This is a genomic window from Flavobacterium frigidum (assembly GCF_048286735.1).
Classification (GTDB): Bacteria; Bacteroidota; Bacteroidia; order Flavobacteriales; family Flavobacteriaceae; genus Flavobacterium.
Genome location: NZ_JBLVPU010000003.1, coordinates 161,266 through 183,952, shown reverse-complemented (window position 1 = coordinate 183,952; position 22,687 = coordinate 161,266). Strand labels below are relative to the sequence as shown.

Annotated in this window: 18 protein-coding genes; 4 read left to right on the top strand and 14 right to left on the bottom strand. The window is 32.7% G+C overall.

The features are described 5' to 3' along the window. Positions 1-7: 7 nt before the first annotated feature. Positions 8-1,312 (bottom strand): amidohydrolase family protein, encoded by a 1,305-nt coding sequence (locus ACNQGO_RS03360; protein WP_417984167.1) that lies wholly within the window; start codon positions 1,310-1,312, stop codon positions 8-10. 64 nt (positions 1,313-1,376) lie between these two features. Beyond that, a complete protein-coding gene (locus ACNQGO_RS03355) occupies positions 1,377-4,373 on the bottom strand; it encodes an amidohydrolase family protein (protein ID WP_417984165.1) in 2,997 nt (998 codons plus the stop codon). A 232-nt stretch (positions 4,374-4,605) separates the two neighbouring features. Here ACNQGO_RS03355 and ACNQGO_RS03350 point away from each other — a divergent pair, with 232 nt between their 5' ends. Further along, positions 4,606-6,141, top strand: a complete 1,536-nt coding sequence (locus tag ACNQGO_RS03350) for a YifB family Mg chelatase-like AAA ATPase (protein WP_417984163.1) — start codon at positions 4,606-4,608, stop codon at positions 6,139-6,141. Between the two features lie 154 nt (positions 6,142-6,295). Beyond that, a complete protein-coding gene (locus ACNQGO_RS03345) occupies positions 6,296-6,994 on the top strand; it encodes a pseudouridine synthase (protein ID WP_417947686.1) in 699 nt (232 codons plus the stop codon). A gap of 276 nt (positions 6,995-7,270) precedes the next feature. On the opposite strand, the gene ACNQGO_RS03340 is transcribed toward ACNQGO_RS03345, so the two are convergent. The 10 genes from ACNQGO_RS03340 to ACNQGO_RS03295 form a co-directional block, all read right to left on the bottom strand. Beyond that, a complete protein-coding gene (locus tag ACNQGO_RS03340; RefSeq protein ID WP_417947688.1) occupies positions 7,271-7,666 on the bottom strand; it encodes a hypothetical protein in 396 nt (131 codons plus the stop codon). A 4-nt stretch (positions 7,667-7,670) separates the two neighbouring features. After that, positions 7,671-8,087, bottom strand: a complete 417-nt coding sequence (locus tag ACNQGO_RS03335) for a hypothetical protein (protein WP_417947690.1) — start codon at positions 8,085-8,087, stop codon at positions 7,671-7,673. Between the two features lie 280 nt (positions 8,088-8,367). After that, positions 8,368-8,817, bottom strand: coding sequence for a hypothetical protein (locus ACNQGO_RS03330; RefSeq protein WP_417984161.1), 450 nt, complete (start codon positions 8,815-8,817; stop codon positions 8,368-8,370). Positions 8,818-9,219: 402 nt separating this feature from the next. Continuing rightward, the gene (locus tag ACNQGO_RS03325) at positions 9,220-10,509 is read right to left on the bottom strand and encodes a DEAD/DEAH box helicase (RefSeq protein WP_417984159.1); all 1,290 of its coding nucleotides are present in this window, start codon (positions 10,507-10,509) and stop codon (positions 9,220-9,222) included. A gap of 204 nt (positions 10,510-10,713) precedes the next feature. Next, a complete protein-coding gene (locus ACNQGO_RS03320; RefSeq protein WP_417984157.1) occupies positions 10,714-11,088 on the bottom strand; it encodes a hypothetical protein in 375 nt (124 codons plus the stop codon). Between the two features lie 222 nt (positions 11,089-11,310). After that, positions 11,311-12,171: a KPN_02809 family neutral zinc metallopeptidase gene (ypfJ, locus tag ACNQGO_RS03315; RefSeq protein WP_417984155.1), complete on the bottom strand. Its 861-nt coding sequence runs from the start codon at positions 12,169-12,171 to the stop codon at positions 11,311-11,313. 204 nt (positions 12,172-12,375) lie between these two features. Next, the gene (locus ACNQGO_RS03310) at positions 12,376-15,780 is read right to left on the bottom strand and encodes a PAS domain S-box protein (protein ID WP_417984153.1); all 3,405 of its coding nucleotides are present in this window, start codon (positions 15,778-15,780) and stop codon (positions 12,376-12,378) included. A gap of 741 nt (positions 15,781-16,521) precedes the next feature. Further along, positions 16,522-17,298 carry a hypothetical protein gene (locus ACNQGO_RS03305; RefSeq protein WP_417984151.1) on the bottom strand — a complete coding sequence of 259 codons (777 nt, stop codon included), beginning with the start codon at positions 17,296-17,298 and terminating at the stop codon, positions 16,522-16,524. Positions 17,299-17,330: 32 nt separating this feature from the next. Next, positions 17,331-18,068 carry a nitroreductase family protein gene (locus tag ACNQGO_RS03300; RefSeq protein ID WP_417984149.1) on the bottom strand — a complete coding sequence of 246 codons (738 nt, stop codon included), beginning with the start codon at positions 18,066-18,068 and terminating at the stop codon, positions 17,331-17,333. After that, complete coding sequence (locus ACNQGO_RS03295) at positions 18,059-19,387, bottom strand: aldehyde dehydrogenase (protein ID WP_417984147.1); 1,329 nt, start codon at positions 19,385-19,387, stop codon at positions 18,059-18,061. Before ACNQGO_RS03295 ends, ACNQGO_RS03300 begins: the two co-directional genes overlap by 10 nt. 440 nt (positions 19,388-19,827) lie before the next feature. Here ACNQGO_RS03295 and ACNQGO_RS03290 point away from each other — a divergent pair, with 440 nt between their 5' ends. After that, positions 19,828-20,244, top strand: coding sequence for a YybH family protein (locus tag ACNQGO_RS03290; RefSeq protein WP_417984145.1), 417 nt, complete (start codon positions 19,828-19,830; stop codon positions 20,242-20,244). A gap of 51 nt (positions 20,245-20,295) precedes the next feature. Here ACNQGO_RS03290 and ACNQGO_RS03285 read toward each other — a convergent pair whose 3' ends face one another. Continuing rightward, positions 20,296-20,985, bottom strand: coding sequence for an RluA family pseudouridine synthase (locus tag ACNQGO_RS03285; RefSeq protein WP_417984143.1), 690 nt, complete (start codon positions 20,983-20,985; stop codon positions 20,296-20,298). A 188-nt stretch (positions 20,986-21,173) separates the two neighbouring features. Further along, the gene (gene panB / locus ACNQGO_RS03275) at positions 21,174-21,992 is read right to left on the bottom strand and encodes a 3-methyl-2-oxobutanoate hydroxymethyltransferase (RefSeq protein WP_417946132.1); all 819 of its coding nucleotides are present in this window, start codon (positions 21,990-21,992) and stop codon (positions 21,174-21,176) included. Positions 21,993-22,094: 102 nt separating this feature from the next. On the opposite strand from panB, the gene ACNQGO_RS03270 reads away from it, so the two are divergent. Then, positions 22,095-22,526: a Cif family virulence factor gene (locus ACNQGO_RS03270; RefSeq protein WP_417984141.1), complete on the top strand. Its 432-nt coding sequence runs from the start codon at positions 22,095-22,097 to the stop codon at positions 22,524-22,526. Positions 22,527-22,687: the final 161 nt, after the last annotated feature.

Here is a 22,687-nt window from a genome sequence, read left to right as displayed (position 1 = left end):
AAATATTTTATTTTTGATTGTACTTTGTTTTGTATTTTTCGTTCATTCTGGTTTGATGCGTTTCTAAGCTGATCATTCTACCCTGAATAAAAGCATTTGTCAATTTATTAGTTCTCATATCTAAAGCATCGCCTTCAGATATAAACAGTGTTGCATCTTTTCCTTGTTCTAAGGTACCACATTGTGCATCAATTCCAAGTATTTTAGCGGTATTAGATGTAATTAATTGTAACGCTTGTTCTTTGTCAAGGCCATAAGCTGCACAGGTTCCTGCTAAAAACGGTAAATTTCTTGTATTCATACGTTCCATTGCTCCACTATTTTCTAAACCTACTAGCACCCCTTTATCCGTCAATAATTTGGCTGATTTGAATGGTAAATCAACATCATCATCTTCGTTTTCAGGCATGTCATGAACTCGCTTTAGCAATACTGGAATATTATTTTTTTGCAATAATTCGGCTGTTTTGTATGCTTCATATCCTCCTACAATCACCATTTTTTTGATGCCATTTTCTTTTGCAAATTGAACTGCATCTATGATTTGCTTTTCTTCATTGGCATTTATAAATAAGGTTTGGCTGCCATCAAATAGACCTTTGGTAGCCTCTAAAACTAAATTTCTTTCTTTGGAGCTGTCTCCTAAATAAGCTTTAGCATTAGACAAGAATGTTGATAATTCTAAAATCTGTTTTGCGTAGTCTTTATTTGGTTCAATGCTACCAGGTTCAAACCAAGAACCACTTCTTCTAAAAGTTGCAGGAAAGTTCATATGCATTCCATCATTTTCTTTAATCGTGGCATCTTTCCAGTTCCATGCGTCAAGCTGAACAATTGAGGACGAACCCGAAATTATTCCACCACGTGGTGTGATTTGAGCCATCAAAATTCCGTTTGGTCTTACTGTTTCAATTACTTTCGAGTCGGCTGTATAAGCAATGATACTTCGTACATTGGGATTCATTGTCCCAATCTCGTCTTCATCATCAGATGATTTGATGGCGTCAATTTCTACTAAACCCAATGTAGAATTGGGAGCTATAAACCCGGGATAAACATGTTTTCCGCTCGCTTCGATGATAATGTCATAAGCACCACTCGCTAATCGAATTACTCTTGCATCCGCAACAAGATTTATTTTTCCATCAACAAATCCTATGGCGCTATTCTCAATGATTGTTCCATTTCCCAAATGTGCCGTAGCATTAAGAATAAGAACTGATTTTGATTGTTTCAAAGCCGGTGTTAGTTGTGCTTTTGTAGCTATTGATAAACTAAATACCAGTAGCAATATGTATATTTTTTTATTCATTTTTATTTTTTTATTTAGAATTCCTAAACTTTTTCGAAAAAGCATTTGCTGTAATGGTCCGTATTTATTGCTCCATTGTATCACAGTGGTATTCTTTTTTCTCCGCTTTTTTTGGTTCTTGAGTGATCATTGCTTTATTTTTTTCTTGCATAAGTTGACCAATTAATTCATTTCGTTCTTTTGCTATAGAAGCTCTATGTTGCAAATCGTTTTCAATATCATAATATACAACACCTTCAATCATTGTTTTCTCCGCTTTTGCATATATCGACAATGGATTAGCGTTCCACAATACCATATCGGCATCTTTACCCACTTTTATACTTCCTACTTTATCATCAATATGCAATAGTTTAGCTGGATTTAGGGTTACAAATTTCCAAGCTTCTTCTTCAGAAACATTACCATACTTTACAGCTTTTGCAGCTTCTTGATTCAATCTTCTTGACATTTCTGCATCATCAGAATTGTAAGCAACAATCACTCCTGCATTGTGCATAATTGGTCCATTAAAAGGAATAGCATCATTTACTTCAAATTTATAGGCCCACCAATCAGAGAATGTAGAAGCACCAACGCCGTGTTCTTTCATTTTATCGGCTACTTTATACCCTTCTAGGATGTGAGTAAATATGCTTACTTTGAAATTAAATTTCTCGGCTACATTCATCAACATCAAAATTTCTGATTGTACGTACGAGTGACAAGAAATAAAACGCTCTTTATTTAAAATTTCGGCTAATGTTTGAAGCTCTAAGTCTACTCTCGGTGCTTTTAAGTTTCCTTTTTTACCATTGGCGTTGTAATTTTTCCACGCCATATCATAGTCTTTAGCACGCTGAAAATAGTCTGTGAATACTTGTTCTACACCCATTCTTGTTTGAGGAAAACGAGTTGGATTTGTGATTCCCCAATTGGCTTGTTTAACATTTTCACCTAAAGCAAATTTGATAAAACCAGGTTGATTTTTATACAACATTTCCTCTGCTGGTGCACCCCATTTCCATTTTACAATTGCGGAACGTCCCCCAATTGGGTTGGCTGAACCGTGTAATAATTGTGAAACAGTAACTCCACCTGCTAAATCTCTATAGATGTTTATGTCTTCTGAATTAACTACGTCTTGAATGGTAACTTCGGCGCTAGAGTTGTGACCGCCTTCATTCACTCCATTAGAAATTGCAATGTGCGAATGCTCATCAATAATTCCGCTCGTTAAATGCTTTCCTTTTGCATCGACGATGATCGCAGAGCCGTCAGTAATATTTTTACCAATAGCAGCTATTTTTCCATTTTTTACCAATACATCAGATTCTACTAAAATACCATCTTTCTCATTGGTCCAAACTGTAGCATTTTTAAATAAAATAGTTTCCGCAGTTGGTTTTTTTAAATTACCATACGCCACATTTGGGAATGTAATCGGCATAACGGCATTATTCTTTTCAATTTTTGAGGAATCAATCACTTTTACAAATGGTGCTGTTTTTACCGCTGTCCATTTCACTTCATTTCCGTTGAATAGCACCGCTTTTCCAGAGAGATTCTGATTTTCTTCAACGTATCCTATAAGTCTAGTAAAACTAGTTTTAGTCGAATCTATTGGTTTGATTACAGTAGAAATCCAGTTATTGGTAAAAGTAAGCTTGGATTTTATTTTTTTATTGTCTGTAGTTGTTACCTCTGATTTTGGTGCAGCAACTTCGCCATCAATTTTCCACTTGTATTTTTCGCTGTTGATGGTTAAATCATAATCACCACGAATATCTCTTATTGCAATATCGTTTATCACAAACTTGTTGCCTTGAACCCAGTTTTCGTATAGTATGGTTTTATCATTAAAGATCTCACCAGATGCGATAATAAAATTAGCTAAACTACCCGTTTTCAAACTTCCTATTTGACTACTTTTTCCTAAAATTGCTGCAGGAATAGTTGTCAACGCTTCCAGTGCTTTTGTTTTGTCAAATCCGTATTTAATGGCTTTAAGTAGGTTAGGTCTAAAGTCTTCCAGTTTTTTTAATTTGTCAGTGGTCAGGGCAAATACAACCCCATATTCAACTAACACTTTAAGATTGGTTGGTGCTTGATTCCAAAAGCGCAAATCTTTCAATTCCATCTGATTGGCTTGGTTTGGGTCAGACACATCATACGCTTCAGGGAAGTTAATTGGAATGATAAATTTTGAATTTGTCTTTTTGATTTCTTCAATGCGCTCAAATTCATTTCCGTTGCCTTTCAAGATGTAATTCAGTCCAAATTCTTTTCCAATTTTGGCAGCTCTCAAACTGTTTAATTTATCTTCAGAAGCGAATATTTGTACTAATTTCTCATTGTTGGCTGCAGCCTCTAAAGTTATATCTTTATTTGTTGCATTTCCTTTTTTGTACCAGTCTAAGTCAAGATACATTTGGCGTAATAGAGCCATCATTCCCATTAGTGAACTTGGATAGGCTTGATTTGTGGTAGCACTTCTGGTAAAAGCATAATGATTGGTTACTCGATCAGTAATTAATTGGCTGCTTTTATCAAAATTATTTAAAGCAATTAAAGTTCCTGATCCTCTGGCAATTCCGTCTTGAACGTGCGTACCTACAACACCAAATCCCGCTTTCAATAACTCTTCTGCTTTGGGTTGGTCGTATTTAAAACTTTCATATCCGTTGACTTCTGATTTTATGTTTTCGTTCCAGTAGTGTCCTGATTTTTTGGTATCGTATAGAGGATTTCTTTCGTTGCTTCCCATCCCTTTTGGTTTTTCGATCCCAAAGCTGGTATACATATCGATAAAAGAGGGATAAATTGATTTTCCGTCTAAATTTATGGTTGTGCAATTTTTAGGAATAACAACAGTAGTTCCAGCGGCAATAACTTTTCCGTTTTGAATGAGTAAAGTTCCTTTTTCAATGACTTGTGTTGGAGTAACATAAATTTTAGCGTTGGTAAATGCCGTAAAATTTGTATTTTTGTTAGGGATACTTTCATTGTTTGGAAAGTATTCTTGGGCATAAGCTTTTGGTAATAAAATACTGAATAGCAGTAAAAGTAAGATTTTTTTCATAGTGTAGTTTCTAATTATTTTCTAAAAGTAAAAAAAGGAATAGTTTAAGCCGTCTTTTTTTATGATTTTAACATTTGTTACTTAAGATAATTGTTAGATAGCGGCCTACTTTTATGAAGTATTCCTATTTATTTTGATTGATAGCTATATATTTTAATTCATTCCCAAATTTTGTAAGAATAAGTATAATAATTGAAAATGTTTTTATAATTTTAGAAACAAATAGTAAAATATGTTAGTCAAAGTTTTTGGGAGTGCTGTTTTTGGTGTTGAAGCCACAACAATTACTGTAGAAGTCAATATGGATAAAGGGATTGGTTACCATTTAGTTGGCCTGCCGGATAATGCCATCAAAGAGAGTAGTTATCGAATAGCGGCAGCACTTAAAAACAACGGCTACGCTATGCCTGGAAAAAAAATAACAATCAATATGGCTCCCGCCGATTTACGAAAAGAAGGTTCTGCGTATGATTTGACTTTAACCATAGGGATTTTGGTGGCTTCGGGCCAAATCAAAGCAGAGGATGTTGACAAATATATTATTATGGGTGAACTTTCCCTTGATGGCAGTCTTCAACCAATACGAGGTGCTTTGCCAATTGCGATAAAAGCCAAAGAAGAAGGTTTTAAAGGTTTTTTTCTTCCAAAGCAAAATGTGAAAGAAGCCGCTATTGTGGCTGGATTAGATGTCTATGGAATCGAAAATGTTCAGGAAGTTATTGATTTTCTTGAAGGAAAAGGAACGCTGGAACCAACAACAATTGACACGAGAGCCGAATTTTATAAAACCTTAGATTTTCCAGAATTTGATTTCTCGGATGTCAAAGGACAAGAAAGTATCAAGCGTTGCATGGAAATTGCAGCTGCCGGAGGACATAATATCATCTTGATTGGTCCGCCAGGCGCAGGAAAAACAATGCTTGCCAAGCGATTACCTAGTATTTTGCCGCCGATGACGTTGCGTGAAGCACTAGAAACTACTAAAATTCACAGTGTTGCCGGAAAATTAAAGGAAGTCGGTTTGATGAATCAAAGGCCATTTCGTAGTCCACATCATACAATTTCGAATGTCGCATTAGTTGGCGGGGGAAGTTATCCGCAACCGGGTGAAATTTCTATGGCGCATAACGGTGTTTTATTTCTGGATGAATTGCCAGAATTTAAGAGAGATGTTTTAGAAGTGATGCGTCAACCACTGGAAGATAGGGAAGTGACTATTTCGAGAGCCAAGTTTACGGTTACTTATCCGTCTTCGTTTATGCTGGTGGCAAGTATGAATCCGAGTCCGAGCGGTTTTTTTAACGATCCAGATTCGCCACAAACTTCTTCGCCACACGAAATGCAACGGTATTTGAGTAAAATTTCGGGACCTTTATTAGATAGAATTGATATTCATATAGAAGTGACGCCCGTTCCTTTTGAAAAATTATCCGATGATCAAAAAGCAGAAAGCAGTGTTGATATCCGGAAACGAGTGACTGCAGCAAGAGAAATTCAAACAGTACGCTTTGAGCAAATGGATCACATTCATTACAATGCCCAAATGAACACCAAACACATACGGGAACATTGCGCTTTGGATGATGTTTCCAAGCAATTATTGAAAACCGCAATGGAACGATTGAATCTATCGGCTCGGGCGTATGATCGTATTTTGAAAGTGGCCAGAACTATCGCTGATCTTGATGCTGCTCCAGTAGTGGTTTCGAGTCATATTGCCGAAGCGATTCAGTATAGAAGTTTGGATCGTGATGGTTGGTTGGGTTAAAATTGATTACAGATTTTTGATTAACAATTTTTGATTTCAGATGTTTCACGGCTAGAAAATTTAGAATTCGCTCGTGCTATTGTGGGAAAAAAAAGTATAGAAATAAATACGTCAAAAAAGAGATTTCGGGAGAAATCTCTTTTATTTTTGCCAAATGTTAGAAATTCTGTACCAAGACGAATATATTATTGCAATTAATAAACCAAGTGGATTGTTAGTCCACAAATCATTTTATGCGCGCGATGCAAAAGTTTATGCTATTCAAGAATTGAGAAATCAAATAGGAGGGCAACACGTTTATCCTATTCATCGGTTAGATCGCAAAACATCTGGTGTCTTGTTATTTGCGTTGGATAAGGAAGTTTTAAAAATTATGAATGATCGTTTTGCGACACGCGAAGTCGAAAAAAAATACTTAACAATTTTACGGGGGTGGTCACCCGAAGAACTAACGATTGATTACGATTTAACCAATGATGATGGCATTATACAAAATGCAATAACCTACTTTCATCGGTTGCAAACTACCGAAATTGAGTTAGAATTTAACAATAAACCAACGTCACGATATTGTTTGGTAGAAGCGATTCCTGAAACTGGACGGATGCATCAATTACGAAAACATTTCAAACATATTTTTCATCCCATTTTAGGAAGTCGTCCGCATGGTTGTAACAAACAAAATAAATTATGGTTGGAGAATTTTGAACTGACAGGAATGATGCTTCATGCGCATCAATTAATTTTTAATCATCCAGTAACAAATGAACCACTTATCTTGAATGCAAAGATTAATGAAGAGTTTAGCAGAGTAGGTACTATTCTTAACGTAGATTTGAATACCTATGAATAGCATACTAATTTGTAAAGTCATGCTTTAAATTATTGTTGTATTTGGAAACAATAGTTTTCAATATGAAAAGGAGTAGCGTTGAGATTTTTGATTAACGACTTTTGATTTCACAAATTTAACCTCTGCAAAATCGATAATTCGAGCGCAATCGTGTCAATGGTTTAAGAATAAAAACTAAACTTTACAAAACCAAATTAATATTATCTGTGTTTTTTTCGCAAGAAAAAACCAAGTCCAAGCCATTGCTGTAAACCTGTGTTAGCCGTTCAGTTTCTATTAATATTTATTTGTTTTAATAGTTTCTTTTATACTATCTAAATCATTTAGTTTTTTGTCAATTTCTTTCTTTTCTGTATTAGACATTAATTCAAAGTTTGCATCTCCAATTTCATCCATTCTTTTATTTATTTTGATATTTAGATTTTCATTATTTAAGTGTTCATAGTTTTTATCTAAAATATTATTGTCAATCTTGGATGTGATTTTTTCTAATAATATTTTTTTATGCTCCTCATTTATTCGTGTTGCAACATTAAGTAATCTTTCTTTTTTATTAGTTTCTAAATAATTACTTATGTTCTGTATGTTTTCAATAACATTTTCATAAATAAATTTTTCAGTTTCTATTAAAGATTTTATTTCTGTAACTAATTCTTTATATATATGTTCCATATTATTAAGCGAAGTTTAGTTCTGAAACCATAAGTGGAGAAGTTCCTTCATTTAATTTAAAAATAATTTGATTATTAATAACTTCAGAAATGCAAAATATACAATATTTGCCGAATTTTCCATTTTCTTGAAAATCATCATATTCTTTTTTGTTGAATTTAAGATTATCAATATTATATATTTTAGAACTTTTTTTATCAATTAAACTCAAGTTTAATTTTTCATTATTTTTAATTCTAAAGACAAGACTTAGTTCATCTTTTGTTAAATTCTCAACTAAATAATTATAAGCATTAATTCCATTTAAAGCGTTATCAAAAACTATTGATATTACTGGTGGTTCAACATTATAATTTTCTGTTTTAAAAAATATAATCCGGTTTGATTGTTGAAATGATTTTTCAAATTCTGATTCTGTCATAAATCTTTTTTTTTAGGGTTCGTCAAGTTGATGGCCAACATTCCGGAAATTTGCTGTGTTTGGCAACTTTTGAAAACGAGTATTTTCGGTTAAACGAAAATGCGAATTAAAATAGTAGTTCCACTAAGAATCCAAATATAGCAAAATGTGTGTTAGGTGCTGGTTGTATTATCGAAATTACGTTTTTATCAGTAAACTTTTCACGTTTCTGTTTCACAGATTCCATTTTTCATGTACAGAATAAAGTCGCAATCTTGCTTATTGATGTTAGCGCGATAGTTTATTGAGATTTAAGCCATTTTTCATTATTTATTTTATGATAAATTTTTAATGAATTTTTATACGCTTTTACCTTAGGATTATTTTTATTACACATTAAAAGTTCAATATATTCTTCTCTAGTTAAGCTAAAATCTGAAAAAAGTGGCTTTGGATAGTCTTCTCCATATAATTCACAATATGTAGGTTTTCTATATTTTTCAAATTTTTGGAACCATCTTTTTTTAATAAAATTGTGAAAGAAAATAGACATATTAAGACAACCTGCAAAAATTCCTAAAAAAACAATTGCTGATAAATAGAGCAAAAAAATATTAAAATCAAAGTATGCCAAAATTTTTATTCTAATCATGTGAAGAAGACAAAAGAAAGCGAATCCAAATATGAAAAGAATCAAGTAGTAGAAATAATGTATTATAGCAAAAATTGAATTTTGTACTTTTGGATTCATATCTTTTTGTTGTTAACAAATGTATATTACCTTCTCAGTAATTTTAGCACCTAACTACTTTTTATATTTTCGATAAAATCAAACTAATCCAACAATTTGGGGTAGAGTATATGACAAGAGTTGTAGTATTTATTCCAAATATATTGATTTTTTTTACAAGTTGTCGATCAATTCTAGATTTATTGTATGAATTTGCAAAATGATATTATGAAATTAAAAACGCTCTAAATAGCCCCGATTACTTCACTTAACTTTTATTTTAAGTGGAGTTCAGTGAACTACGTTTGCAATGAAAAACCTTCTTAGAGCTGGTGTTCAGCTCTAAGAAGGTTTGTAATGTATAGCGGGACATGCGTTCTTAAAAACGAACTCGTTCTGCTCCTAAAAAAGAATAAAAATTAATTATCTATTAGAACGTCGGTCATTATTTTGACTCGGGCGTCTTGGACCAAAACTATTGTTACTGCTTCGGTTTGTAGTGTCTGTTTTTGGTTTTCGCGGAGTTGAATCGCGTTGTTGTCTTCCTTGTCCTTGTTTGATTGGTTCTTTGGAAGCATTAGGATCTGGCTCGAAACCTCTGATGTTTTCTTTAGGCAAATTCAAACCTACTAATTTTTCTATATCACGCAAAAAAACCGTTTCGTCTGGACTGAATAACGAAATAGCTTCTCCGCTTGCTCCGGCTCTTCCTGTTCTACCAATGCGGTGAACGTAATCTTCGGGGATATTAGGCAATTCAAAATTGACAACATGCGGTAATAACGGGATGTCCAGACCTCGCGCGGCAATATCAGTTGCGATTAAAGCGGTTAGGGTTCCGTCTTTGAAGCCCGCTAAGGCTTTGGTACGGGCGCCTTGTCCTTTATTTCCATGAATCGCAGCTGCTTTGATTCCGGCACTAATCATGCTTTCCGTTAATTTATTAGCGCCTTGCTTGGTACGGGTGAAAACCAAAATTTGTTTCCAGTTTCCTTCTGTAATCAGTTTAATGATTAGTTCTGTTTTTTTCTCTTTGGCGACAGGATATACTTTTTGGATAATAGCATCCACTGTCGTGTTTTCCGGAGTTGCTTCCACATGAACGGGTTGGTGCAAAATGCCCATGGCCAATTTCTTGATGTCTTTTGAAAAAGTTGCCGAAAACAGTAAGTTTTGTCTTTTAGAAGGTAATACTTTCAAGATTCGTTCAATGTCTCGTAAAAAACCCATGTCCAGCATGCGGTCTGCTTCATCTAAAACTAAGATTTCTACTTTGGCAAGTGATATTAAACCTTGGTTTTGCAAATCGATTAATCGACCTGGAGTGGCCACTAAAATATCTATTCCCTGACGCAGTTGTGTTACTTGTGGATTCTGGTTTACGCCACCAAAAATTACGGTGCTTTTTAGGTCTAAAAATTCACTGTATTCTTTGATATTGGCCAATATTTGTGCAGCTAATTCTCTGGTTGGAGTCAATATTAAGGCACGAATAGGTCTTTGTCGCAATTGTTGACCTTGTGATAATATTTGCAGAATAGGTAATGTAAAACCGGCAGTTTTTCCTGTTCCTGTTTGTGCAGATGCTAAAACATCTTTACCTTCTAAAATTGGGGGAATTGCTTTTTGTTGTATTGGAGATGGGGTTGTATACCCTTTTTTGCTGATGGCTTTAAGTAAAGCATCAGATAAGCCTAAGGAATTAAATGACATAAATGGTGTTTATGAAGCAAACACAATTATTTAGTTTACTTCTTTAAGTGGGGGCAAAGGTACTGCTAATTTTTTCTATCTGGTTTTTATTGTTTGACTTTGTTTGAATATAACCTTATTGTTAGAATTAATTTACAAGATGTTAAGTCTGTGCTAGTATAAATTTAAATGCCGTAGTACTAGTTAGATTTATATCATGTAACATTACTGAACGAAATATTGAGTGATAAAAGCGTGTTGTTGATTTACATTCATTTTATCAGTTTCTTTTATTTCAATCTTCAATTTATAAAAACGTTCATCTTCACTTAGAGCATCAAAAAAATCAATTTTAGATTCAGAAGGCCCAAATAGTATTATTTTATCATAGTTTATGATTGCGTTTCCAATCTGATTATAGTATTTATACTTTCTCTTGATATCTCTATTTTTTGTTTTTTTTCTATATGGATTACTTTTTTTTTCGTCCACTGTTAAGTCACATTCTATTATTTGAATTTCAAATGGCATAGTATTAAATTCCATTAAATAAGCAATAGAGTGGTCCATCCATATTCCTATTTGATTCGTGTTTTCCATTTTTTATTTGATTATTTTATATAAACGTACTTATAAAAAAGTGGGCTACTAATCATTTTAGACAGATGGAATTTTAATTAAGTTAAATGTTAAAACTGTATCGATGAATGGAATTTTAGTTGGATATATTTTAGGATTAAAACAATAAAAATTTAAATAAGTAAATTTTAAAATAAAAAATCGGGAGACTATCTCGATTTTAAATTCTAATTGACTTTTAATTTATCTTATTTCTGCAAAAGTATCGCCTTGATTGATGTCTCCGGATTTATAGCCTTTCATAAACCATGCTTTACGTTGCGCCGAAGTTCCGTGTGTAAAGGATTCTGGAACAATATGTCCTTGAATTTTGGCCTGAATTGCATCATCACCAACTGCATGTGCTGCACTTAAAGCTTCATCAATATCGCCTTCCTCCAAGAAATTGTTCATTTTTTGGTTGTAATGCGTCCAAACTCCTGCATAAAAATCAGCTTGCAGTTCTAAAGCCACTGATAATTTATTGGCTTCGGCTGTGCTTTTCCCTTCTTGCATTTGTCTCATTTTAGCGGAAGTGCCAAGCAACGTTTGTACATGGTGTCCTATCTCATGTGCAATTACATACGCTGTTGCAAAATCGCCTCCTTGAGCTCCGAATCTTGTTTTTAGCTCTTCAAAAAATTTTAAGTCCATGTACACTTTTTGATCAGCAGGACAATAAAAAGGTCCTGAAGCAGATGTGGCATTTCCACAGGCAGTTTCGACAGCTCCAGTAAATAATACCAGTTTTGGATTTTTAAACTGCATGTTGTTTTCTTGGAATATTTTTGCCCAAATATCTTCATTATCAGCTAAAAGGGTTTTGATAAATTTGCCTTCTTCAATTTCGGCTGCAGTTAAGTCTCTTTGTTCAGTAGGAGCACTTTGTCCTTGGTTGAATTGTTCTAATATTGGAGTTAGCATTTGTGCATTTTCTCCACCAAAAGTATTCAATAATAGAATTACAATTCCGATGATTCCACCGCCTACTATTGTTTTTCCTCCAGAGGACATTCCTCTTCGGTCTTCCATATTGTCACTTTGTCTTCTACCGCTCCATTTCATGTTTAATAAATTTAAGATTAATAATTAGCTATTCGACCGAAAGGTATAAAATTTTAATAGCAAGAAATTTTGTATTGATTATTAGTATTTATATAATTTACAGTTTGTGTTTTTATTTATTTTTAATAGTTATTATTCTTGATCTAAATAGTAATACTAAGGTAAAATAGGTTTAATAAACTGCTTTCTATTTTTTTTGCAATATTAATGTGTCCACTTTGTAATAATATCTTCAATAATTCCTTTAATTATGGGCTTCGGGATGTAATCATTCATTCCGGCCGCAATGCATTTTGCTTTTTCTTCTTTTTCAGTACCAGCCGTTATTGCTATGATGGGCACATTTTGACCTGATGGTAAAGTTCTAATAATTTGAGTAGCTTCGTATCCGTTCATGATGGGCATTTGTATGTCCATGAAAATTAAATCTGGTTGAATAGTATCGAATTGATCTACAGCCTCTTCTCCATTAGAAACCTCAAAAATTGTGGGATGAATTTCTAAATTTCTTAGGATCGTTTTCAGCAATAACATATTCACTTTGTTATCTTCAACAATCATAATTTTTAATTTTTTATTGTTCAGGCTTTTTTCAACAACCTTGTTTTTGCTGGCATCAAAATCGGTTTCAAATACGCTATTTTTTTTTGTAGGCTCATTGCTTGTTTGTACCTCTAGATCAAAATAGAAAGTACTACCCACATCAATTTGACTTTCGAGTTGTAAGCGACTATTCATTAACCCTAATAATTGATTAGAAATGGTTAAACCTAAGCCAGTACCACCAAATTTTCTAGTGGTCGAACTGTCTTCTTGCGTAAAAGCCTTAAATATTTTCTTTTTATTTTTTTCTAAAATTCCGATTCCAGTATCTGTTACTGCAAAACGAATTACTGCATGGGTATCGTCTGTTTTATTCAAAACAGTAACTTTTAAAAGTATAGATCCTTTTTCAGTAAATTTTACTGCATTTGCCAATAGGTTGATCAATATTTGTTTCAAGCGCATACTGTCTACCCAAAAATATGCCGGTACATCAGGCGATAAATTGAGGTTTAGATTTAATTTTTTTTGATTGGATTCATACAGTATCAAATCAATAATTTGATTTAACATTTCACCAATATTATATTGCTCAATAAACAAATCTAATTTACCTGATTCTATTTTGGAGAAATCTAGGATATCATTGATAATATCCAATAAAGAGAGTGCTGATTGATTTACGGTTTTAATATATTTTTCTTGCGTAGCTCCTAAATTTGTTTTCATTAATAAATCAGTAAATCCGATAATTCCATTTAGCGGTGTTCGAATTTCGTGACTCATATTTGCTAAAAATTCAGATTTTGCTTTATTGGCCGCCTCTGCTAATTCTTTTTGTTGCAATACTGTTTCATTCTTTTTTCGTTCCGTAATATCTATGAAAATACCTTCGATAAAGGCAATTTTTCCATCTTTATAAATAGCATCTCCAAACTCCTCTACCCAAACAATATGCTTTTTTTTATGCACAATTCTGTAGGTTAAGTGAATGGCTTTTTTATTTTCAATTGCATTTTTTTGTCCTTCAATAGTACTTATTTTGTCGTCTGGATGGATCAAGTCAATGAATGACAACTCATTATTCAGAAAACTAGATTTAGGATATCCGGTTAGTTTTTCTATTTCATCATTAATATAAATCTTAGTATTGTATTCATCGTAGTGAGACAAATAAACTGTACCTGGAATGTTGTTGGCAAGTAAGCGGAATTTTTCTTCACTTTCGTTAATCGCTGTTTCGTTTGCAATACGTTCAATTGAGGATGCAATATTTCTAGCCAAAGTTTTCAAAATATTAACTTCGTCATCAGACCATATTCTTTCGTTTTGAGTGTCATCAAATCCTAAAAAGCCATGAAATTTATTTCTGACAAAAATTGGAAAGAGAATTACAGACACGACATCTACATCTATTAATTTTTTTCTTAGAGAATCGTTTTCAATCTTCGTTATGATTGCTCTGTATATTTTATTATCAAGAAGCGGTGTTATTAGCTCTTCGAAATATTCATGGGGCAGATTTTGAAGTTTTACATTGTTTTCAGTCAATTTTATATTATGTATGATCCACCGGTATTTTTGACTTATGAATCCATTTGTTTTATCATTTTCATAGTAATATGCTCTATGAGAATTAGTCGCTTTTCCCATAATAACAAGTACGTCAGAGAAAATAGCGTTGATGTCATTACTATTTAAAAATTTCTCTGTGCACAAGGTCATCGCTGATAAAAGATCACTCTTGTATTCAAGCTTTTTCTCCGTTTCATATCTACTATGTGAGATTATTGTCAATGAGATTATATCAGAAATTGTTCTAGTAAAATTAATATCATCATTATCCCAATTTATTTTGTTTTTAGTAGTTTCAAAACAAATTAGTCCCGTTAGTTTTCCATTTACTGAAATTGGCAAATCAAGCAGTGATTGAATATTATATTTTACAAAATAGTCGTCTTTAAACTCTGAAAGCTCCTGAGCAATAGTAACGTTTGAAGCACAAATTAACTTGTTATTTTTAATGGCTTCAAAATAAATAGGGTATTTATTTTTTTCTAAAATTTTGCCTTTAGTAAAGCTATTAGTTTCTAAAATATATAAATTTTCACAAGTAAAAGTGTCTTGGGAGTATCTCCAGTAACTTACGCGATTGCATTTTGTAGCTTTAGCAGCAGATTCAATTATTAGTTTGATACTAAAATCTAGATTATTATACTCACTAAAGTTGGTTGATGCTAAATTTTTGATGGTTTGATTATACAACTCTATTTTTTTGTGTCGGATTTCATTTTCAAGTTCAACATCTTTAATTTTTGTTATATCTCTGGCAATTCCTGAATATCCTATAATTTGTCCTTTTTCATTTCGATTTACAATTACTTTTTGTGAAACCCAAAGTTCTTTTCCGTCTTTCCTGAGGAGGGGAAATTCAATTGTTGGAAAATTTTGTCCGTGTTCAGATAAGTTTCGATAAAAAACTTTGATGCTATCTCGGAAATCTTCGCGTATGAATTCTAAATAATGTTTGTTTATTAATTCTCGTTTCTTAAATCCTAACGATTTTAATGTAAAATCATTTACAAATTTGAAATTACCAATTTCATTTACTTCAAAAATAATATCAATTGCATTTTGAATTAAATTTTTATATTGGTTTTGTAAGTGAATTTCATGAGTTACATCCTGACCAATTCCGATAATTAAGTCTTCAGAAAATTTTTTATCGTTCCACTGTATGAGTTTATAGGTGCCATTTTTACATTTAATTTTTCTAATAAACATTCTATCCGCTAGGAACTTTGTATGATATTCTTCTCCATAAAATTCGGTATCTTCGGTTAATTTCCAGTACCCCAAACCCATAACTTGGTCAACAGTGTAGCCTAAAATAGTTTCTACATTCTCACTGCAAAAAACAACTTCCCCTTTTCGATTGGTAGCCAAAACAAGTGAATTACCTTTATTGATAATTTGATTGTTGAATCTAAATTGATCGCTACTGCTAAGCAAAAGTATGTCTTGAATATAATTTATAAGTACAATTATTATAGAATTAGTAAACAATACGAGTACAGTTTTAAAAGGTAAAAATTTAAAAATCGTAACAATTACAAAATACAGGAACAGTAGAGCGATGAAACTGCAATAAAGTTTTTTTGACTTAAGGACACGATATGAAAAAAATAATGCAACTACAAATGCTACAATGGGCATAAGATCTGTAGGTGATACAATTACATTTCTTGAAATAGATGCAAAATAAAGAAAAAAACAGGCTGTAAAAATTTGTTGTATATGGGCAAAAATCCATTTACTCTTTGTACTTAAGAAGTATAAAAACAGTAATATAAATCCAATGCTTAGGTTTATAATCAGTATGCTTTTTGGTCGTATTTTTAAAAATTCAAAGGTAATTTCAATTATGGGCAATATTATACCTAGGAACAAGAGGTAAATTTGATATTCCTTTTTTAAGGTTATCGCTTTGGCTGTTTGCTCCAAGACATTTGTTTTTAATCCTGTTTTTATTTGACTAATTTTAAAAATTAGAAAAAGAATTAAAAGAGGAATAAAAATATAAAAAAGTACATTAACTCCCAATAGATTAATCGCCCAAAATAAAACTAAATTTGAGTTGCATAGAGAAAATAAGCTAAAGCATAAAGCCATAGGTTTTTTTTAAATAGGTTGAATGAAGAGATTTGGAACGTTTCTATTTGTATTAACCAAAATAAGCATTTATTTTTAATTAAAAAGCCAAAATTTAATTTTTATAAATTTTGGCTTTTTCGTCTACAATGAAATTTAGATGGTAATTTCATCCTCAGGATCAAATCCTATAATCTCGCTGTAAATTGCAAAATATAGGGAATAGATAAAAGGCAATGTAAAAAAGATACCAATGCAGCATCCTATAAAACCTACCATTGTTGCTATTGAACCTACCACAAGTAGCCTTAGTAACACTAAAGGTTGTTTAGAAACAATTAAAATACTCGCCTGAATGGCTTCAAGAGCTTTTAAATTTCCAAAAATAATTAGCGGAATCATCATAATGGTAAATAATCCTATAGTAACTGAAACGACCACATCCAGAATTGGTATTTGGATGTAATTAAGTGTGCGACTTATTACGGTATTCGTCAGAGTAATTAAAAATGTTGCAACAAAAAGTTCTGTGAAATAAGGGGCTTTGTAATATTCAAACATAGTTGATACATGAAATTCCTCGTCTCTTTCGGCACAATAGGCCATTTTGATTAATCCACCAGAAAACGGACTCAATAAGCACCTGATTAAAAGGGAAAATGCCGAAAAAATTAATATAGTATTTACATCCATATTTTCGGGTTTAAAACGATCTGGCTTTAAATTTTCTAAAATAGTTTCAGTACCAAAAATAGAAAAAAGTACAGCAATCCCTATGAGGCTAAACAATACTGCAAAAACAAAAAATACGAGGCCGCCATAGAGTGCGATTTTTTTATAGTTTTCGAAAGCAAGGTTAAAAACATTTCCAAAATCTATGGTGTACCCATTTTTTTTGATGTCTTCAATTCGGTTTTGTGCAGTTTTGTTCATTTGGTTTTTGTTATTAATTGGTTTATAAATAGTTATCTCTTAAAATAGACTTCGTCAAAAGGAATTCTAAATCGTTCTCCGTAAATGCCTTGTGCATCTCGTATTCCGCAACTCAAAATCATATTTATTTCTGTATTTGCAGGCAAATGTAATATTTTTTTAATTCTAAGTGAATCAAATCCTTCCATTGGGCAAGTATCATAATTAATAGCAGCCATACTAATCATAAAATTTTGTGCAGCCAGTCCAGCGCTTTTATGTGCGACTATGCGCATATCGCTTTGTCTCGCCTGTCTGTAGATGGGTTTTATAAGGCCGATAATTTGAAATGCTAGAAATTTTATCATTCCGACAATACCCAAAAAATCGAAATATAGTGTAGGAATTATTTTTTGGTAATAATTCAAGGCAAATTTTTCTCTTTTAGAATAGTCAGCAGTTGGTTTGTGGCCGTACAGTGTTTTTAAATAATCAATATTCGATTGAGCTCTTTGTCGCCATAAATCTTTTCGCACTACAACTATAACCATTTGTTGTGCAGTTTTGGCAGCATTTTGATCAAAACTAGCGGTGGCTATTTCTTGAATTAGGGCTGGTCTAACAATATGATAAAATTCCCAAAGTTGCATGTTGCTGCTCGTTGGCGCAAGAGAAGCAAGTACAATGCATTCTTTTACTTTTTGTTCATCAATCGGTTCCGATTTAAAAACGCGAACAGACCGACGGTATTTAATAGCTTCGCTAATGGACTTTTCATTATTTACAACCATTTTAGTACTTTTTGAATGGTTGTCAATTTATCTTTGTATGGAGCATAACGCAACGGCAAATCCAGCCAAGTTCCTCTTTTTACAATTGCTTTTTTATGTGAAAAAATATCAAAACTCAATTTTCCATGATAAGCGCCCATACCCGAATTGCCAACGCCTCCAAAAGGAAGTCGATTATTGACTAAATGAATAACCGTATCATTTATACAACCACCGCCAAAGGAATATTTTTGCAAGACTTCATCAATAAAAGACTTATTTTGGGAAAATAAATATAATGATAGCGGTTTCTCAAAACTGGAAACTATTTTTTCAATATCCACTTTCGTTTTAAACGAAATAATAGGGAGAATTGGTCCAAAAATTTCTTCTTTCATAACCAAACTATCCATTTTGGGTTCATTCAGTAAAGTAGGGGCAATGTAAAAAGTTTCTTGATTGGATTTCCCTCCATAAAGTATTTCTTGATTCTCCAATAAATTGATCTGACGCTGCCAGTTTTTTAAATTGACAATTCGAGCAAAATCGGCAGATTCCTCTGGATTTGTACCAAGTGCTTTCTCAATTTCTTCAATTGTATGTTTTATGAATTTATCTTTGATGGTATGGTGAACCAATATGTAATCTGGAGCAACACAGGTTTGTCCCGCATTAATAATTTTTCCCCAAACTATTCGACGTGCACTTAATGCTATATCTGCTGTTTCATCAATAATACAGGGGCTTTTCCCTCCTAATTCAAGTGTAACGGGTGTTAGGTATTCGGCTGCTGCTTTGGCCACTATTTTACCAACTGCCACACTTCCTGTAAAAAAGATATAATCCCAACGTTGATTTAACAATGCTGCAGCGACAGTCGCATCACCCGTTTTGACTGTAACGTCATCAGTTGAGAAGGTTTCACTTACTATTTTCGATATGATTAAAGAGGTATTTGGAGTTAGTTCAGATGGTTTCAAGGTTACTCTGTTTCCAGCAGCAACAGCGGCAACAAGCGGACATAAAGCCAATTGAAACGGATAATTCCACGGAGCAATAATTAAAACATGGCCGTAAGGTTCACTATAGATATAATCCGAAGAAGGAAAATTTAGAAGTGAAGCTGAAACTTTTTTTGGCTTTGCCCAAGAATCAATATTCTTAATAGTTTCTTTTAAATCAGAGATAACATAATTAGTCTCTGTTAAAACGGCTTCAAAAGCAGGTTTTTTAAAATCATTATACAAAGCTTTGATGATCTCCTCTTCATATTTTGTAATGACATGCAATAATTTTTTAAGCGATTCTTTGCGGTATTTTATATCGGTATAGAGATTCATAAGCTGATTTTAATTTAAAATTACATAATTATTAACTGATAGCAACTTTCTTTGGGTACTAAAATAAAAAAACAGGATTTTATTCATTTTTTTAGCTGTGCGTTGGTTATCTTTTTTTTTCTTTGATACTTATAGGACGTTCTAGATTACATCATAAGGTGTTGGTGCCAAGATTTTCATATTTCGTTTGAGAGCAATATGAATCAAAACTATTTTTTATAGTTAATGTGAATTCATGCAGTGTATAGGTTTAAATAGTTAATGCTGTATTTAATATGAAGTTAAATTATACAAACATTAAATAGCAGTTCAAGTATTTTTATGTTACACTGTTTCATAAAATTAAATGGGAATGAACATGATATTTTGAATATATTTGGTTCCTGAAAAGGGATAAAGGTTGTCCAAATAAAGTTAAATTCAATGCAAATCTTAAAAAAATGAAGAAAATCATATTATCAATACTGTTCTTATTTTGTAGTTATTTATCAATTGCGCAAAAGAAAGAAATTAAAGCAGCCTTAGAAAAGCAACGTTTAGATTGGAATAATGGCGATATGATTGGATATATGCAAGGGTATATAAAATCCGATTCTTTGGTATTTGTTGGAAAAACAGGACCATTTTACGGCTGGCAAAAAAACTTAGAGATTTATCAGCAAGTCTATCCTGACAAAGCCGCCATGGGTACTTTAACTTTTGATATTAAACAAATTAAAATGATAGATAACAAACATGCCTTTGTTTTAGGTGCTTGGAATTTGCAAATGGAAAAAGGGGAACAAAAAGGATTTTTTACTTTACTAGTAGAAAAATTTAAAGAAGGTTGGAAAATCGTTGTTGACCATTCTAGTTAGATTTTGCTGTAGTGAGACACAATGACAACAGTTGTTGAGGAATTGAGTTTTCTAGATTGCATTCCAAATTACGTCATCTGGAGTTGGGGCTAAAATTTCTAAATTTTCTTTGGTAACAGGATGTACAAAAACTAATTTACAGGCATGTAAATGAATGCCTCCATCGGGATTGCTTCGGTCAAAACCGTATTTTAAATCGCCTTTTATAGGAGAACCAATAGCCGAAAGTTGTGCTCTAATTTGATGGTGTCTTCCAGTATGCAGATTGATTTCAAGCGCAAAATAATTATTGAGCTCTTTGATGATTTTATAATCTAAACTGGCTATTTTACTTTCAGGAACTTCTTTTAGATGGGCTTTTGAAGTATTGTTTTTTTCGTTTCTTTTTAAATAATGAACCAATTTATCTTCTGATGCAACCGGTTTGTTTTTGACAATACACCAATACGTTTTTTGAGTTTCCCTGTTACTGAATAATTCATTCATTCGTGTCAACGCTTTGCTGGTTCGCGCAAAAACGACTATTCCAGTTGTAGGGCGGTCCAAGCGATGCACTACACCCAGAAAAACTTCGCCAGGTTTGCTATACTTATCTTTGATGTATTCTTTCACCACATCAGATAAGGGTTTGTCACCCGTTTTATCACCTTGCACAATATCGCCTACACGCTTGTTGACCACAATAAGATGGTTGTCTTCGTGAAGAATTTGAAGGTTATTTTTATTCGAAACTATTTTCATTTGGATTTTAGATTTTTAGACTTCTTAGATATTTAGATAAGTTAGACTTTCTTCGTTTGGAAAAGACAAAGTAACTTTATAAATTTCAGAACAAAAAAATCTACTTTTTTTCCAAATCTCTAAATCCTTAAATCGATGCATTTCTACTTTTTCTAGTCTAACAATCCAATAATCTAAGAAGTCTAATTTTAATATTGTTCGCTGGAATTTGGGAAATCACTTGATTTTACATCGGCAACATATTGTCCAATGGCTTTTGTCATTCCGTCATATAAATCCATATACCTTCTCAAAAATCGTGGACTAAATTCATTATTCATTCCTAACATATCGTGAATTACCAAAACCTGACCATCTACACCACCACCAGCTCCAATACCAATTACTGGAATTGCAATACTTTGCGCCACTTTTTCAGCTAAATGCGCAGGAATTTTTTCTAATACTAATGCAAAACAACCCAAACGTTCTAATAATTTGGCATCTTCAATAAGTTTATCCGCTTCTTCATCCTCTTTGGCTCGAACAGTGTAGGTTCCAAATTTATAGATCGATTGTGGGGTTAAACCCAAATGTCCCATCACTGGAATTCCGGCGTTTAATATTTTTTTAATGGACTCTTTAATTTCTTTTCCACCCTCTAGTTTTACGGCATGACCTCCGCTTTCCTTCATGATTCTAATAGAGGAACGCAGGGCTTCTTTTGGATCAGATTGATAGCTTCCAAAAGGCAAATCTACAACAACCAATGCCCTTTCGATTGCTCTTACCACTGAGGATGCGTGATAAATCATCTGGTCTAGAGTTATGGGTAGGGTAGTCTCGTGACCAGCCATTACATTTGATGCCGAGTCGCCTACTAAAATCACATCAATTCCTGCCGTATCGACTATCTTTGCCATCGTAAAGTCATAGGCGGTAAGCATAGATATTTTCTCGCCATTGGCTTTCATTTCTATCAATGATTTTGTAGTAATCCTTTTGTAATCTTTTTTAGCGACTGACATATTTGTTGTTTTGAGATTGTAAAGGTACTAAAATGTATATTTTTAACTCAAAAATGTATAGTAATGTTTCTTTGGTGGTCAAATTAATTAAATAAAATAGTTATGCGTAAAGTTTTAATAATGCTTGCCTTGTTTCTATCGGTAAGTTTGCAGGCTCAAAATCAAGAAATTAAAAAAGTAGTAGAGACTTTTTTTGAGGCTTTTCATGCCAAAGATACAATCCAATTAAAAGGACTTTGTGACGAAACTTTGATTTTACAATCCATAAGTGAGAATGCTAAAGGAATTAAATTATCCAATGAAAGCGCGCAAGCGTTTTTTAAATCGATCGGTTCTATTTCTAAAGAAGTGAAGTTTCAGGAAAAAATTCTAAGTTATGCTATTCAGATAGATGGGAGTATGGCCCATGCCTGGACACCTTATGAGTTTTATGTGAACGGAAAATTAAGTCACAAAGGCGTGAATGCTTTTACGCTTTTTAGAAAAAATAACAATTGGAAAATCATTCATTTGATTGATACACGAAGGAATTAATCACCAATTGTTGATTATGGGTAAGTATAAATACTCGACTTGTATTTTAAAATTATATCGTTATTCTCTTTTTTCTTTTTCTTAGTAATGCATCAATTATTTATACTGTTCACTGGAGTATGATTTTTTTATAAAAAAAAATCAATTTAACGGATTTCAAT